Here is a 15,816-nt window from a genome sequence, read left to right on the forward strand (position 1 = left end):
AGTGCTAAACCTGCAAACGCTGCTTTTTATCTAGGTATTTGCGAATAGCTTTGGCTGCTACAAAAAAGCCGAAACTTCCTGTAATCATCGTTACAGAGCCAAAACCGTTATTGCAATCCATATTCATGCTGCCATCTGCACTTTGCTTTGCATGGCAAACACTACCATCACTCCCTGGATAAACTAATTGCTCTGTTGAGTAAACGCAATCAACATTAAATTTTCGTTTAGGGTTATTACTAAAGTTATACTGTTTACGTAATAGGTAGCGCACCTTTGCAAGTAAAGGATCTTGCGTTGTTTTAGCTACATCACCGAATGTAATTTGACTGGGGTCGGTTTGACCACCAGCACCACCAGTGGTAATAATAGGCATTTTATTTCGCTTGCAATGGGCAATGAGTGCTGCTTTTTCTTTGACCGCATCAATGCAATCGATAACATAGTCAAAGCCGTGAATGTGCTCTTTAATATTTTCAAGTGTTATAAAGTCATCAATGACATCAATGTTGCATTCTGGATTTATAAGTTCACAACGCGCTTTCATTGCGTCGACTTTAGCATGACCAATAGTTCCAGATAAGGCATGGATTTGACGGTTTACATTGGTCGCACAAATATCATCAAGATCTATGAGCGTTATTCTACCTAAACCGGTGCGCGCAAGCGCCTCAGCTGCCCAACTCCCCACTCCACCAATGCCAACAACACAAAAGTGAGCCTCTTGAAGCCAATCAAATTGCTGATGACCATATAAACGTTTAATGCCACCAAAGCGGATGTCAGTTATTTTTTCACTCATTTACCAGTCCAGTTCCCATGGCGAACGCCATGCTTGAAAATTATCATGTTGTAACAAGGTTAAAAACGCATCACCGTTACTAGGTAAAAGCGTAAATTGTAAGTTCTCACCTTTCCAAGTAAAGCTCAATGCATAAGCATGCAAATACGTTCTATCTGAAGCCGTACCAGAGTAAGCAATATCACCCAATATTGGGGATCCTATGCTTTTTAAGGCAACTCTTAGCTGATGTGTTTTACCCGAAAAAGGTTTTAAAATAAACGCTCTAAAACCCGCTTTAAAACTAATTGAATAAAAACGGGTAATTGCAGGATTTAAATTAGATGCCAAAAGCTTATAGGTACCACGGCGCGACTTGGCCATGTCTCCTTTAACCCAACCTTGCTTTTTTTTAGGTTTAGAGTCTGTAATAGCAAGATAAAACTTATCAATAGAATGTTGTGCAAAAAGCTCCGTAAACGTTGCTGCAGCGCTTTTATTTCTTGCTAAAATAATTAGACCCGAAGTTACTTTATCTAATCTATGAACTGCGTAAAGTTTCTCATTAAATTGTCGCTCAGCTAGCACAACAAAGCCAGGTCCATCTTCTGAATGAAAGCTGAGTTGTGATGGTTTTTCGACAACATAAAAATCAGAATGCTCACATACCACGTTTAATATTAAGTTCATTCAAAGGTCACGCGTTTTTATTTTGTAAAAACGCAATTACTTTTGCTAAATCTTCAGCGGTATCAACACCTGCATGCGGAGCTACTTTTGCCTGCTCTATTTTAATACTATAACCGTGATATAAAACACGCAGCTGCTCTAATGACTCTAATAACTCCAAAGGTGAAACACTAAGTGCAATATATTGATTAATAAACCCTGCTCTGTAAGCGTAAATACCCACGTGGCGTTGAAATGATGAAAGCTCTAAATCTCTTTTTTCTTCTAACATCGCATGTCGATCAAACGGAATACTTGCACGCGAAAAATACAACGCGTTTTTATTTATATCGCTAACAACCTTGACTGCATTAGGATTAAATATGTCGTCTTTATCTTCAATGGCAACGCTTAATGTAGCCATGGGTGCTGATGATTCATTTAACAACTTAGCTACTTGTAAAACGTTATCGGGAGCTAGTAATGGTTCATCACCTTGAACATTTACAACTATGGTATTGCTATCTAAATTTAATAAAGCAACTACCTCCGCTAAGCGCTCGGTGCCTGACTGGTGATCTTCACGCGTCATCACAACATCATTAGTAAACTTACTAACCTCATCAAATACTTTTTGATGATCGGTTGCAATTATCACTTGGCTTGCACCTGATAAACACGCTTTCTCATAAACATGTTGAATCATAGGTTTACCACAAATATCTGCTAGCGGTTTTCCTGGTAATCTTGTTGAAGCATAGCGCGCAGGTATAACGACTACGAATTCCACTTTTCAACCTCTTCTAACGATAACTCTCTTGCTTCATTTTCAAGTAATACCGGAATATCATCTTTAACAGGGTATGCGAGTTTTGCAGCAGTACTAATTAGTTCACTGTTGTCTTTATCAAAACGTAATTTTCCTTTACATACAGGGCATGCAATTATGTCGAGTAATTTAGTATCAAAGGCCATTTAGGATCCCTTTTTCTTTTAATATTAAAGTTAATTTATTTATTACAGCCTGTGTTGGCTTTGCATTTACTGGTAAATAATACCAATTATCTTTGGCAAACTCGCTGCATTTTACGGCGTCTTTTTCGGTCATTAGAATATTATCGTTACCAAATCGGGTAAAATCTTCGGCTGTGTATAGATGATGATCCCTAAAGTGATTTGAAGATAATAAAGTTATCCCCTGTTTTTTTAAGGTATTTTCAAAACGCTTAGGATTACCTATTGCGCTTACTGCATGGCCATTTTTAATCGATTCACTAATAGGAAAAGAACTTTTTACTGACCTGAGCGCTGCGGGCTCTAATGTGTAGTTATTACTATTCTGCCCTCCGTTTTCAACAATCAAATCAACCGACTTCAAACGTGCAGGTGTTTCTCGTAATGGCCCTGCAGGCATTAGCAACCCATTTCCAAATTGGCGTTCACTATCGACGATACAGCATTCAATAGTGCGTGCCATTTTGTAATGCTGCATACCATCGTCAGAGATAATGATATCTAAATTATAATCACGGGCTAGTAACTCAATATTGCGTTGTCGGTTTGGCCCTATCGCAATTGGGCATTTTAGACGATGAAACAGAAGTTTAGGCTCATCACCCGCCTCAGCAGCTGGCGTATTATCTTTAACAATTAAAGGATAATTACTCGCCTTACCACCATAACCTCGGCTAATGATTCCAACTGACAACCCTTGTTTTGTTAAAAAGTCATAAAGCCATAATACAAATGGTGTTTTACCATTTCCACCCACACTAATGTTACCAACAACAATAATAGGTATGTCGCTTTTAAATTGCTTAAATATTCCAAAACGATACATCTGCTTTCTGGTAATCGAAATTAGCCAAAATAAAGCTGACAATGGCAAAAAAAGTAATGTAATAAGTCCAACTGGTTCATACCAGCTTTTTTCGATTTTATTCACGGTTACTCGCCAAACTGCATTTTACACAACGCTGAATAAGTTCCATCGTTTGAAAGTAAGCTGGTGTGATCGCCACTTTCAATAACACGGCCATTATCGATAACGTAAATTTTATCGCTATTTTCAATTGTAGATAATCGATGTGCAATGACAATTGATGTTTTATCTTTCATTAAGTCATCAAGCGCATGTTGAATCAGTTTTTCGGACTCTGTATCTAATGCGGATGTTGCCTCATCTAATATTAAAATAGGGGCATCTTTTAAAATAGCTCTGGCTATAGCAATGCGTTGACGTTGACCACCAGAGAGCATCACTCCGTTTTCACCTACCATCGTATTTAGCTTTTCAGGTAAGTCTTTTACAAACTCCCACACGTGGGCCTGCTTAGCTACCTGTAATAACTCAGCATCTGTAATATCTCGCTGAATTCCATAACATATATTGTTAGCTATAGTGTCGTTAAACAGCACAACCTGTTGCGATACTAGCGCAAATTGGCGTCGAAGATCTGTAAGCTTATAATCATTTAAAGGAATACCATCTAACAGTATTTGACTTGGTAAGTCTAAATCATAGTAACGTGGTAATAAATTAGAAATTGTTGATTTACCTGAACCCGAACGCCCAACTAACGCAATACTTTCGCCGGCTTGAATTGTAAGCGTTAAGTTATTTAATACAGGTTCATCTTTTGTGGGATATTTGAAAGTCACATTTTTGACCTCAATTAAACCTTTGGCTTTTGTTACAGATACTGTGCCTGTATCTTTTTCTATATTTTCGTCAAGTATTAAAAATATACTTTGCGCTGCAGAAATACCGCGCTGCATATCACTATTAACGTTAGCTAACTGTTTTAGCGGACGTAGTAACATCATCATCGATGAAATAAGCACAACAAAGTCGCCTGAGCTAATGCTGTCTATCATTGAGGGCATTGATACCACCCACAAAATAACGGCCATAGCACTCGCTGCAAGTATTTGAATAACTGAAACACTTAATGCCTTTGTAGCATCCATTTTTATACGTTGTTGTCGGTTATGATTGTTAATTTTAGAAAATTGATTAATTTCTCTCTCTTGACCGCCAAAACCATGAATCACTTTATGGCCACTGAGCATTTGCTCTGAGCTTCTTGTTACTTGCCCCATAGCTGATTGTATATTTTTAGAAATATGACGAAAACGCTTAGATACTATTGCAACGATCAGCGCAACTAAAGGAATAATAACTAAAAATATCAGAGATAATTGCCAGCTTGTATAGAACATTACACCAAGCAGAAACACAACAAATGCCCCTTCTCGTACTACAATCAGTAATGCTTTGGTTATTGCTTGTTGAACTTGTTCTGTATCAAACGTGATTTTAGAAATTAGGTCACCTGTTGAGTTTTTATCGTGAAATGAAACAGGTAGATGTAATATATGTTCAAATAATTCCTGACGGAGTGAACGAACAACTTGCGAGCCTACATAGCTTAGGCAATAAGATGACATAAAATTAAAAATACCACGACCAATAACCAAAGCTATTACTACAAAAGGGGCGTATTTTAATACTTCGTTATTTCGTTGATTTAAACCTTCATCAATAAAAGGCTTCATTAATTGAATAAATAAAGCATCCATACCGGAATAGCCAATCATGCCAACAATTGCAACTATTGCCACGCTTTTGTAAGCACCTACGTAAGAAATTAAACGCTTGTAAATTTGTGTAGTACTTTGATCCATAATACTCTCTTTATTCAATTACAGACCCTATTGTATCCTTGCTAGAACTAAAACAAAACGTCAATCTTTTATAAACCAGTAGCTTTGATAGTCTCGTGCTGTAATAACAGTCACAGTCTCTTCGTAAAACTGCACCGTAATTTGCCCGTGTTGCCCAGTAACATACTGCAAGGCATTAATGTTTCTATAACGCTCAACAACCTCAGTTTTAGGAAATTGCCACTGCCCTTTGTAAGCACTTGAGTGAATAACAATCTGTGGCATAACTGCAGTAATAAATTTCTTACTTGATGACGTACTACTACCGTGATGAGGGCTAAGTAACACTGTACTTTTTAAACTATCGCTAGAGTTTATCAGTTGCGACTCTCTATTTTTTGAAATATCGCCTGTAAATAGAACGCTGTGCTCTTTATCTGAAACCTTTATTACACAAGACTCATCGTTTTCATTACCATGCAAGGGGGATGGGAAGCTTTTAATTATTAGCCCAGCCATGTTTACTTCGTTTGGAATACACCCCTTTGAGGGTCCATTAGGGTGAAATTCATTAAATGAAAACTTTAAACCTGCGCTGATAAAATGAGATAAACCACCGGAATGGTCATTATCAAGGTGACTAACTACAGAATGAGTCACTGCAATATTATTTATATCAATAAAAGGTAACAAAATACTTTTAGCACGGCTAAAACGATTAAAGTAACTAGGTCCAAAATCATAAATAAACCCTTTATCATCTTTTTCAGTAAGAGCCATAAGACCGTGCCCAACATCGAATACATGTAATTTCCATGTAGGCTTATCAGCAAGTAAATAATCAATATAGAGCATGGCTAAAGGTAAAAAAGCGAGCCGCCTATATGGCGAAAAATAAAAAATTAAAAGAGTAAGATAAGCATAAATAATGACACTTAGACCAATAATTCCTATGTTTAGCCAACCAAAACCTGCTGGTAATTTATTTAAACAGGTAAAAATAAAAGCTAGACCGCTATCGATAAAAATAATCACCATACTAATATCAAATACGGAACTTATAGCCGTTAATAAAATTAAACAAGGCATTAAAATAAATGAAAGAAATGGAATTGCGACTAAGTTTATGACTAAGCCAGCAACACTCACGCCATTAAAAAAGTAAAAAGACAGAGGCAGTAAACCAATAAATAGTGCAGCCTGAATAGTAATTAATGCAAAAAGTACCTTTAGAAATGAATTGGTAGAGGGAGGTATATTTTTAATAACTAAAAAAATAACCACGACTGCAAAAAATGAAAAATATAATCCAGGATTAAGGGTATTGAACGGATTAACAACGAGTACAATAACAAGCGCAAACAAAATACTGCGCCATCTCATTGGCTGCCTTTGAAAATAATATAGAAGTAAATAACAGCCAAGCATTATTAGTGCACGAGTCGCTGAAACCAAAAAATTACTTAAATAGACATAAACAAACGCTGATACAAAGCCAATCACACTGTAAGCAATTGAAAAATTCATCGTTTGATTATTAAACAATTTAACGTGAATAAATACCCACTTTGTAATGAAGAAACCAAACCCGAACACCAACCCAATGTGTAAGCCTGAAATAGCAAGTAAATGGCTTAAACCCAGTGATTGCATCAGCTGCTTATCACTCGGTGTCATTAACGTCTTATCTCCTGTTAATAAAGCATAGTAAAGCCAATTTAGTGTTGTATTTTCGTATGTATTTTTAATGAAGCTTTTATAACTTTGAACACTATTTTGTTCTGAAGTGTTTTTGATTTTTAATTCTTTATTAAGAACTTTGCCTTTAAAGAAAATTCGCTGCTTAAATGCATACAGTTCGTTATCAAATACATTAAAGTTCTTATTACTTCTAAATTTTTTTAAATTAACACTTGCCACAAAACGATCATTAGCACGTAATGGCTGATCTAAATTAACGCTTAACATCGCGCTAGGTGCACTCAAATTAGAATAGTATTTTCCATTAATACGCACTAATTTTGCTTTGACATATTGGGGAGCTTTGTTTGAGATGACTTCTTGTATTACAACTTCGACTGGATATGCGTACTTTTCATCATTAATTATGTGCTCAAAGTTATAAAAAATATGATAATGCGCTATAACGATACAAATTCCACAAATAAAGCCTAACAATAAAGACAAAAACGGCTTAAAATAAGCGCCTATTATTACAATGGACACTGTAATAATAATAAATTCGAGAGTTTCGTAATAAAACACGGTTGAAATACAGCCAATTACAAAACCAAGACTGATCCACACTGATGTAAATGGTTGCTTTAAATGGCTAAGAAAACTATCCAAAGATTTTTACCCGATCCGAATAAAATAAGACATCACAAATCGTTAAAAATTTTTGGTAAGCTTTTGCAAGATGCAAATCTTTGGCACTTAAACAGACGTTCTGCTCGAGGGGCCTTTGCGGTTGGTTTATTTTTTGCTTTCATCCCTGTTCCCTTTCAAATGGTTTTAGCCGCAGCGACTGCTATTTTATTTAGAGTTAACTTACCTATCTCAGCAACACTTGTTTGGCTTACTAATCCTTTAACCATGCCACCTATTTTTTATGGGTCTTACCTCGTTGGCACTCTTGTTTTAAATCAACCAGAACAACACTTTGCTTTTGAGCTTAACTGGGCTTGGTTTGAGCAGAGTATCGAAACCATTGGCCCTGCATTCTTAGTAGGCTCACTTGTATGCGCCTCTATAGCATCAATTATAGGCTATTTTGGAATTGATATTTTATGGCGCCGCTCTGTTATAAAGGCAAGAGCTGCACGCAAATAATGACGATTCTTTGAATAGTATAGACGAAAAAAAACCCAGCTAGAAAGCTGGGTTTTTTATTCAAAAATAATTAAAAACGAAATACGCGTCGAATACCAATTAATGGTAGTAAAAATAACGCTAACCAAGAGGTACTGGCTGAACTTCTTTCAAAAAATTCGGCCTCTGGCGGTGCGCAATCTTCAATTTCACCATTATCCAGAGGAGTTAATTTAACTGCAACAGCGACGGTTTCAAATTCAATATTACCGTTAATATCGGTCACTACACCACCAAGTGTGTCACGCTTTTCTACTGTTTTGGTGGCTACACCAAACACTTCGTTATTCTCATTAATAACATTAGCTTCAACAACTGTGTATGGGTAATCAGTTTCACCATCTGATTCATAACATGGTAAAAAGTCATTGATGTTAGTTATTTTATCTTCACCAATTTTATAAATAAATGCGGCTTTATCTCGTGAACTGTCCGATCCACCTAATTCACTCTCACCAACAATATAACCTTGATTATTGATATCGTTAGCAGTCGAGTTTGCTGCTAAAAAGAAGTTTGTAGGGTAAACAGTGTTACCAGTAGCGATATCATGATAAAAGAATTTTCTTACCCGAGTGTTTTCAACTATTCGAGTTACATAACCAGCAATAATATTTTCATCATTTATTGCTGAAGAAATCCCTGTCTGATTAGAGTCATTTTCTTGGTCAATATAAGTAACAACTTCGCCATCTTTGAAGTACACAGGCATTGTAACAAATGTATTATCATTATTTTTATAACGTGTATGTGATGAGCCTACTGCAACACCATTTGCATTTACTGCAAAAGCAGTACTGGTAAATGTGTCTTCTTCCACTTCATCTTCATCTGGAGTTAAAGCTAACCCAAGTTCTTCTACAGAAGTAATATTAAGGGAGTCATCCAACTGCCACTTGACAGCTCGCTTGTTAAAAATTCCGCCAAGAAAATTGCTATTTAATAGATTAATACAAGAAGAAACGGGTTCATCTTCGCCATCGCAATTTTCATCAATATCTTCTAATCTTTCAAAGTTAATATCCGTTGACACATTACCTACAACAATATAACCATTATTAGTTTTAACAATATCATTGGCACGGCTTGTACCCCCGTATTCATTGAACTCAGGAACAAGAGGTACTTCTGTGCCATCAGCACCTATTACAATTCCTCGTTCGATAAAGTCATGAGTAAACCAAGTTTCAGCCTCATCTTCATCCTCTGGTGTGAAAGAAACTTTGTCATAGGGTGCACTCCCCCAACCAACTGAGACTCCGTCTTCGCTCACGGCGTTGTAAACGTTAAAAGTAGAACGAGTTAAACCATCATAGTCTACTGAAGAAACATCAAAAAGAGACTGTTCAACAACTTCATTTTCGTTAAATCTAATACCGGTAAACGAATTTAGTTTTTGATATTCAAAATTAGTCGATAAACCTGATAAAAATCTAACCATAAAGTTATGCGCATCAGGATTAGTCAAAGCTGCATCATTATTCTCGATATCATCAAGAGTAAAAGTTATAACCTTATCACTTAATTCAAAAGATCTAACTTCATTATCGTAGGCGCTTTCAATTAAGCTATCAGTAAAATCAATATAACTGGTATCTATGGGTAAGTTATATAATCCATTTGCTAAACCAATTATGTGCCCGCTTTCACTTGCATCAGTAACGTAAGAAAATTTTGCATTATCGAGTGTGCCTAATTCACTTAATTGATATGTTGCACTAATAGCTGATGTACTCAATGTCGCTAGGATACTGGCAGCGAGTAATTTATATTTCATTTTAGTCCTTACTACTGATTCTGTAATTCTTCAAGTTCTTCCCATCGCTCAAAAGCGGCTTCAAGGTCAGACTCAAGTTGTGCTAAATGGTTCAATGCTTTGGTTGTTATGTCACTGTCTTGTTTAAAAAAGTCAGGATCGCCTACCACATTTTGCTGGGCTTCTACGTCAGCTTCAAGTTGCTCCATTTTATTAGGCAACTGCTCTAATTCAAGTTTTAATTTGTAAGAAAGCTTATTCGTTTTAGCGGCTGGCTTTGCAGCAGGGGTCGGTTGCTTTTCTACTTTTTTTGCAGCTGGTTGAACAGCTTGTTTTTCTTGTTCTGCTAAATAACTTACATAAGCTTCATAGTCACTATAACCGCCGACTATATCTGTCACTTTTCCGTTACCTTCAAATGCCCATACACTAGAGCATGTATTATCGATAAATTCACGGTCATGGCTTACAATAATCACTGTACCTTGATACTGATTAATAATGTCTTCTAACAGCTCAAGTGTTTCAATGTCTAAATCATTGGTTGGCTCATCCAATACCAGGATATTCGATGGTTTTAAAAATAGCTTAGCAAGTAATAATCGGTTTTTTTCGCCGCCAGATAAGGCCTTAACGGGTGTTCTAGCGCGCGCAGGTGGAAACAAAAAGTCTTGTAAATAACCTAATACATGACGAGAGCGCCCCCCCATCATGACTTCTTGCTTACCTTCTGCAACATTGTCTTGTACTGTTGCTTCTTCGTCTAACTTTTCACGGTATTGATCAAAATAAGCAAATTCTAGGTTAACACCCTGCTTAGTTTCACCGCTGTCAGGTGCTAAGTCACCAAACATTAGTTTTAATAGTGTTGTTTTACCCACACCATTAGGACCGACTAAACCGATACGGTCGCCACGCATAACTAAAGTAGAAAAATCGCTTACAATCGTTTTCTCTTTAAAAGCATGAGATAAATGCTTAGCTTCAAAAACTAATTTACCTGAGCGGTCTGCGGTTTCAATATTGAAATCTGTTTTACCAACTTGATCAACTCGTTGCTTGCGCTCATTACGTAATTGTTTTAATTCACGAACACGGCCTTCATTACGAGTTCTCCGGGCTTTTACGCCCTGACGGATCCACGCTTCTTCTTCAGCTAATCGTTTATCAAAGAGTGCATTTTGACTTTCTTCTACTTTTAAGTCATGCGCTTTTTGTTCTAGATAAGTGGCGTAGTCACCTGGATATGAAATAAGTTTGCCGCGGTCTAAATCCAAAATACGTGTAGCAATTGCACGAATAAACGCACGATCGTGAGATATAAATACAATCCCACCTTTAAAGTCTTTTAAGAACTGCTCTAACCACATTACACTTGTCATATCTAAGTGGTTTGTTGGTTCATCTAATAGCAACAAGTCTGGCTCACTAACTAATGCACGTGCCAGTGCAACCTTACGTAACCATCCACCTGAAAGCGATTCAAGTTTCGCATCAGGTGAAAGCTCAAGCTTAGTTAATACTAATTGAATACGGCTATCGAAGCGCCAGCCATCAGCGGCCTCTAGCTTATTAGATAAGCGCTCAAGTTTATTTAATAATTGATCGGTACATTCAGTTTGCAGTTCATTACTCACATGGTGATAATCGATAAGTAAATTGGCAATTTCTGGCATGCCTTGTGCAACATAATCAAATACGGTACCGCTGGCCCCTTTAGGTGGATCTTGTTCAAGACGAGAGATCTTTAAACCACCGAGCTGGTTTATTTCACCATCATCCAATATTACTTGGCCGTCTAATACTTTTAACAGCGTTGATTTACCTGCGCCGTTACGCCCCACAATACAAACTCGCTCACCACTTTCAATAACAGCATCTGCGTTGTTAAGTAACGCATGTGTACCAAAGGCAAGCTGTGCTTTCGAAATTCTTATTAAATCCATAATTCTACAATGCTCTTAATCTGCCAGTGCTAAAAATATTTGCACTTGTTCTGCAGTAAAAGGCCAAAACAATTGTTGGCCATGTTCATTTTTTAAAACAGGAATACTTACCTGATATTGCGCAATAAGCTGTTTGTCAGTCATTATGTCTGTTAACAATAAACTGCCCTCGCTCATTAATAACGGTGTTATTAATGCGTGGGCTTGTTCACATAAATGACACCCTTCCGTATGGTATAAAGTCCACTTAGCCATGGGTAATTAACCAGCTGTTATGAATTTTTTTATTACGCTTAAAGTCTGGTGAGAGTGTTTTCTCAGAAATATTAACGGCTTTTAAACCTAAACCAATCAATCCAACTTCATCCATAACAAAGCCACGTTTGTTGTTAGAAAAAATCAATGTTCCAGACGGGCTAAGAATTTTTTTAACCCAAGTAAGTAACTTAATGTGATCGCTCTGCACATCAAACGCATCTTTCATTCGCTTTGAATTTGAAAATGTTGGAGGGTCAAGAAAGATTAAATCATATTGCGCAGTCGCATGCTCTAGCCATTTAAGGCAATCTGCTTGCTCAAAACGGTAACGCGTGTTGCTAATATTATTTAAATCAAAATTATCTTGGCCCCATTTTAAATAGGTTTTCGATAAATCAACTGTGGTTATAGCCTTTGCCCCACCAATGGCTGCATGAACTGATGCACTTCCTGTGTAGGCAAATAAATTTAAAAAACGTTTGTCCTTGGCATTTTCTTGAATGAAGCGACGGACTAAACGATGATCTAAAAATAACCCCGTGTCTAGATAATCAAATAAATTAACCTTAAATTTAGCACCAAACTCTTCAACAACCATCGTTCTATTTTGCTTAGCCATAGGGGTGTATTGCTCTTCACCTTTTTGCTTTTTGCGAACTTTTACGGCTATGTTTTCAGGTGCTATGTTTAGTTGTTGCGCTGTTAAGCTAATGACGTCCTGAAGGCGCTTATCAGATACTTTTTCATCTATTTCTTTCGGTGCAGCGTACTCAAAAATTACAGCGCTGTCGTTATATACATCAACCGCTACATTGTATTCTGGAATATCAGCATCATAAACGCGATACGCGTCGACTTTGTTTTGCTTTAACCAATTTTTAAGGCCTTGTTTATTTTTTTTAAGACGGTTAGCAAAAGACATTGAACCTTCATAATTAAGGGCTTTTTTGTCATCAGTCGTCAAACTAACTTGCTTGTCATCTAGTTGATATAAGTTAAGCTCTACATCTAATGGACCATTTTTAAATTTATAACGTTTTAATTTAACAAGCTTTAAAAGTTTAAATAAACTCTCATCCATGCCCAATAACGCCAGTTTCCAATGGTTAAAATGCTTTTTAAAGCCAACACCTAAATTACGGTGTAAATCAACTAACTCAGCCATAGAGCCAATACGTTCACCATAAGGCAAATTTGAAATAACCACACCTGGTAATTTAGCTACTGCGGTTAACTTGGTTGCGTCGCTTTGCTTAAATTTAATTATGTCATCAAGCTCGGCACGCTTTGCATTATCAATGGCTTTACTTAATACCTGAGCATCGTAGTCGTGGCCTATTAGCCAAAGTTTCGGGTCGGTTATATTTGCAAGTAGTTCTTCTTTTAAAGCTTTAAATTTTGCCACTCTAAAACTAGGTAAACGTTCAAAAGCAAAACCTTCACGAAACAAACCTGGCGCTTCATTACGTGCCATACCTGCGGCTTCTATTAAAATAGTACCCGCACCACAACAAGGGTCAAACAGAGGTTGTTTAACGTTATCTAGCCATCCGCTGCGTTTAATAATTGCAGCCGCTAAATGCTCTTTTATTGGCGCTTTACCTTGTCCCTGTCTGTAGCCACGTTCAGATAGTCTTGGTCCTGAGTAGTCAATGTATAGAGAAACACCGTGGCGATTTAAACGTGCAACAACACGAACATTGGCATCCTGTTTATCAACATTAGGGCGTTGCTCATACAAATCATTAAAGTAGTCAACAATTGCATCTTTAATTACTAAACCAGAAAACTGTGTATTCTTTAACGAATCATTAGTACCGTTAAAATCTACAGCAAATGTTTGCGTTGGGCCAAACCATTCTTGCCAAGGTTGAAAACGAGCAAATTTATACAAGCTATCTTTATCATTAACGCCTTCTTTTTCTTCGATAAGCATAAGCACACGCGTTGCAAAACGGCTTGATAAACAAACCTTTTGCGCCAGTAATGAGTCAGCCTCAAAACGAACAGAACCAACAGTTTGCTTAGACACAGCAACACCAAGTTCTGTTAACTCATCAACCAATAAATTTTCGATTCCAATAGAAGTAAGTGCGATAAATTGCAAAGTAGTAACCCTTAATAGCTAATTGCGCAGGATTATACCATAGGTTGAGGGACAAACACGCCATAACACATGCTTAATAGCGTAAATTACTTAGGCAGTTTTAAATTTAAGTTGCTGAGTTAAGATAGGATGAACGCGATTATTTAGAATTTTGATAGCTTCAAATTGAGCAAGAGATAAATTTTCGTCTAATTGAAAATTCTCGCTTAAATTTAAGCAAACCGAGGCATCATGACAGTGATCAACAATCAAAAAGTCGCCCGTTTGCGCCTTAGAAACTAATTTAACGACTGCTTCAACACTTGGTTGGCTGCCGGTATATTCATTAAAAAACCAGCTTTTTGCTAGCACAGGTTTTAAATGAAACTTAACCGCTGTAGCATTTAACGCTATTTGACATATTTGTGCACCAGACCAGATTTCAAACCCGTCCAGATAATTATAAACTTGTTCGTAAAATGCAGCATCTTCTAAGCTAAAGTTAGGGTTTTTGATAACTAAATCTGTTAGCTGCCTTATTTTATAAGGTGTGCAAAGCTGCATTTCATCGTTCAAATCAAGTAATAAACGATTTTTATTAGGACAAGCAATCCACTGCCATTGCTTTGATGCTTGTAACATTTGCTCCTCCTTGTGGGCTTTATTAAAAACAGTATCAGTTCAAAGTATAACTGCTTTTGACCATTTTATACATAAATGCTTAGAACATTTATCGAACGATCAAAAGCTTAGATAACTGATCCTTATAAGCCGTTTACGATCGATTTTACCAATTCAGGGCCTTTATAAATAAAACCTGTATAAACTTGGACTAAACTAGCACCCGCATTAAGCTTCTCTTTAGCTGAATTAGCATCATCAATTCCGCCAACACCAATAATAGGTAACTGGCCTTTTGTTAATCGTTTTAATTCACTAACTACTTCTGTAGAACGTGCTCTTACAGGGTGTCCTGATAAACCACCGGCTTCCTCAGCATACTGCTGACCGATCACATCACTTCGTTCTAGTGTTGTATTAGTTGCAATTACCCCGTCAATTTTATTGTTTAGCAGTGATTCACTTACCTGTTCGATTTGAATAGGATCAAGATCCGGGGCAATTTTAACAAGCATCGGAACTTGCTTATTATGTTTTGAAATTAAATCTAGCTGCTCATTTTTAAGACTTTGCAATAAATCATCAAGTGCAGCACCGTATTGTAAATCTCTCAGGCCGGGTGTGTTTGGTGAAGAAATATTCACAGTAATATAAGAGGCATGCTCAAAAACTTTTCTCATACAATGTATGTAATCGTCTTTACCTTGCTCATTAGGGGTATCTTTATTTTTACCTATATTAATACCTAATATGCCGTTGTACTTTGCTGCTTTTACATTACTAATTAAATTATCAACACCTTTATTATTAAAGCCCATACGATTAATAATAGCGTTTGATTCTGGCAATCTAAATATACGGGGTTTATCGTTACCTGCTTGCGGGCGAGGTGTAACAGTACCCACCTCTATAAAACCAAAACCCATTTGGCTAAATGCATCTATGCACTCTGCATTTTTATCTAAACCTGCAGCTAAGCCAACCGGATTTTTAAATTCAAGACCTAAAAAGTTAACGGGCTTATTTGCTACAGATTGCGACCATGCGGCACTCAAAGGCGTATTAGCAAAGCGGCTTAAATTATTAAGAGCAAATTCATGTGCCCACTCCGCATCACGGGTAAACATAAAACGGCGAGCTAAATCGTAAAACATGAATATAT

The 15,816-nt window shown here is 36.9% G+C and carries 14 protein-coding genes; 1 reads left to right on the plus strand and 13 read right to left on the minus strand.

Annotated elements, in window-relative coordinates:
* Positions 1-4: 4 nt before the first annotated feature.
* From tcdA to R0J88_RS07585, 7 genes are read right to left on the minus strand one after another with little or no spacing between them, the layout of a single operon-like run.
* Positions 5-802 (minus strand): tRNA cyclic N6-threonylcarbamoyladenosine(37) synthase TcdA, encoded by a 798-nt coding sequence (gene tcdA, locus R0J88_RS07555; protein ID WP_410899576.1) that lies wholly within the window; start codon positions 800-802, stop codon positions 5-7.
* Complete coding sequence (locus R0J88_RS07560; RefSeq protein WP_410899577.1) at positions 803-1,471, minus strand: TIGR01621 family pseudouridine synthase; 669 nt, start codon at positions 1,469-1,471, stop codon at positions 803-805.
* A gap of 7 nt (positions 1,472-1,478) precedes the next feature.
* Positions 1,479-2,240, minus strand: a complete 762-nt coding sequence (kdsB, locus tag R0J88_RS07565; protein WP_410899578.1) for a 3-deoxy-manno-octulosonate cytidylyltransferase — start codon at positions 2,238-2,240, stop codon at positions 1,479-1,481.
* Positions 2,228-2,425: a Trm112 family protein gene (locus R0J88_RS07570; protein ID WP_006794732.1), complete on the minus strand. Its 198-nt coding sequence runs from the start codon at positions 2,423-2,425 to the stop codon at positions 2,228-2,230. Before R0J88_RS07570 ends, kdsB begins: the two co-directional genes overlap by 13 nt.
* On the minus strand, positions 2,415-3,395 hold the full coding sequence (lpxK, locus tag R0J88_RS07575) for a tetraacyldisaccharide 4'-kinase (protein WP_410899579.1): 981 nt from the start codon (positions 3,393-3,395) through the stop codon (positions 2,415-2,417). The genes R0J88_RS07570 and lpxK overlap by 11 nt, the downstream gene beginning before the upstream one ends.
* A gap of 2 nt (positions 3,396-3,397) precedes the next feature.
* Positions 3,398-5,137: a lipid A export permease/ATP-binding protein MsbA gene (msbA, locus tag R0J88_RS07580; protein ID WP_243530607.1), complete on the minus strand. Its 1,740-nt coding sequence runs from the start codon at positions 5,135-5,137 to the stop codon at positions 3,398-3,400.
* A gap of 60 nt (positions 5,138-5,197) precedes the next feature.
* Positions 5,198-7,465, minus strand: coding sequence for a DNA internalization-related competence protein ComEC/Rec2 (locus tag R0J88_RS07585; protein ID WP_410899580.1), 2,268 nt, complete (start codon positions 7,463-7,465; stop codon positions 5,198-5,200).
* On the opposite strand from R0J88_RS07585, the gene R0J88_RS07590 reads away from it, so the two are divergent.
* Complete coding sequence (locus R0J88_RS07590) at positions 7,445-7,948, plus strand: DUF2062 domain-containing protein (RefSeq protein WP_410899581.1); 504 nt, start codon at positions 7,445-7,447, stop codon at positions 7,946-7,948. The genes R0J88_RS07585 and R0J88_RS07590 overlap by 21 nt on opposite strands.
* A gap of 70 nt (positions 7,949-8,018) precedes the next feature.
* Here R0J88_RS07590 and R0J88_RS07595 read toward each other — a convergent pair whose 3' ends face one another.
* The 6 genes from R0J88_RS07595 to pyrD all read right to left on the minus strand — a co-directional run bounded on the left by R0J88_RS07595 (position 8,019) and on the right by pyrD (position 15,808).
* On the minus strand, positions 8,019-9,764 hold the full coding sequence (locus R0J88_RS07595; protein WP_410899582.1) for a DUF3466 family protein: 1,746 nt from the start codon (positions 9,762-9,764) through the stop codon (positions 8,019-8,021).
* 11 nt (positions 9,765-9,775) lie between these two features.
* Entirely contained in the window at positions 9,776-11,689 is a 1,914-nt protein-coding gene (locus tag R0J88_RS07600) for an ABC transporter ATP-binding protein (protein ID WP_039037086.1), read from the minus strand.
* A 15-nt stretch (positions 11,690-11,704) separates the two neighbouring features.
* The gene (locus tag R0J88_RS07605) at positions 11,705-11,944 is read right to left on the minus strand and encodes a glutaredoxin family protein (protein ID WP_006792808.1); all 240 of its coding nucleotides are present in this window, start codon (positions 11,942-11,944) and stop codon (positions 11,705-11,707) included.
* Entirely contained in the window at positions 11,937-14,054 is a 2,118-nt protein-coding gene (gene rlmKL, locus R0J88_RS07610) for a bifunctional 23S rRNA (guanine(2069)-N(7))-methyltransferase RlmK/23S rRNA (guanine(2445)-N(2))-methyltransferase RlmL (RefSeq protein ID WP_410899583.1), read from the minus strand. Before rlmKL ends, R0J88_RS07605 begins: the two co-directional genes overlap by 8 nt.
* Positions 14,055-14,144: 90 nt before the next feature.
* Positions 14,145-14,675, minus strand: coding sequence for a cell division protein ZapC (locus tag R0J88_RS07615; RefSeq protein ID WP_271481224.1), 531 nt, complete (start codon positions 14,673-14,675; stop codon positions 14,145-14,147).
* Positions 14,676-14,797: 122 nt separating this feature from the next.
* Complete coding sequence (gene pyrD, locus R0J88_RS07620; RefSeq protein WP_410899584.1) at positions 14,798-15,808, minus strand: quinone-dependent dihydroorotate dehydrogenase; 1,011 nt, start codon at positions 15,806-15,808, stop codon at positions 14,798-14,800.
* Between the last annotated feature and the right edge of the window lie 8 nt (positions 15,809-15,816).

The organism is Pseudoalteromonas sp. SIMBA_162 (genome assembly GCF_046535955.1).
In the GTDB taxonomy this organism is placed as follows: Bacteria; Pseudomonadota; Gammaproteobacteria; order Enterobacterales; family Alteromonadaceae; genus Pseudoalteromonas; species Pseudoalteromonas marina.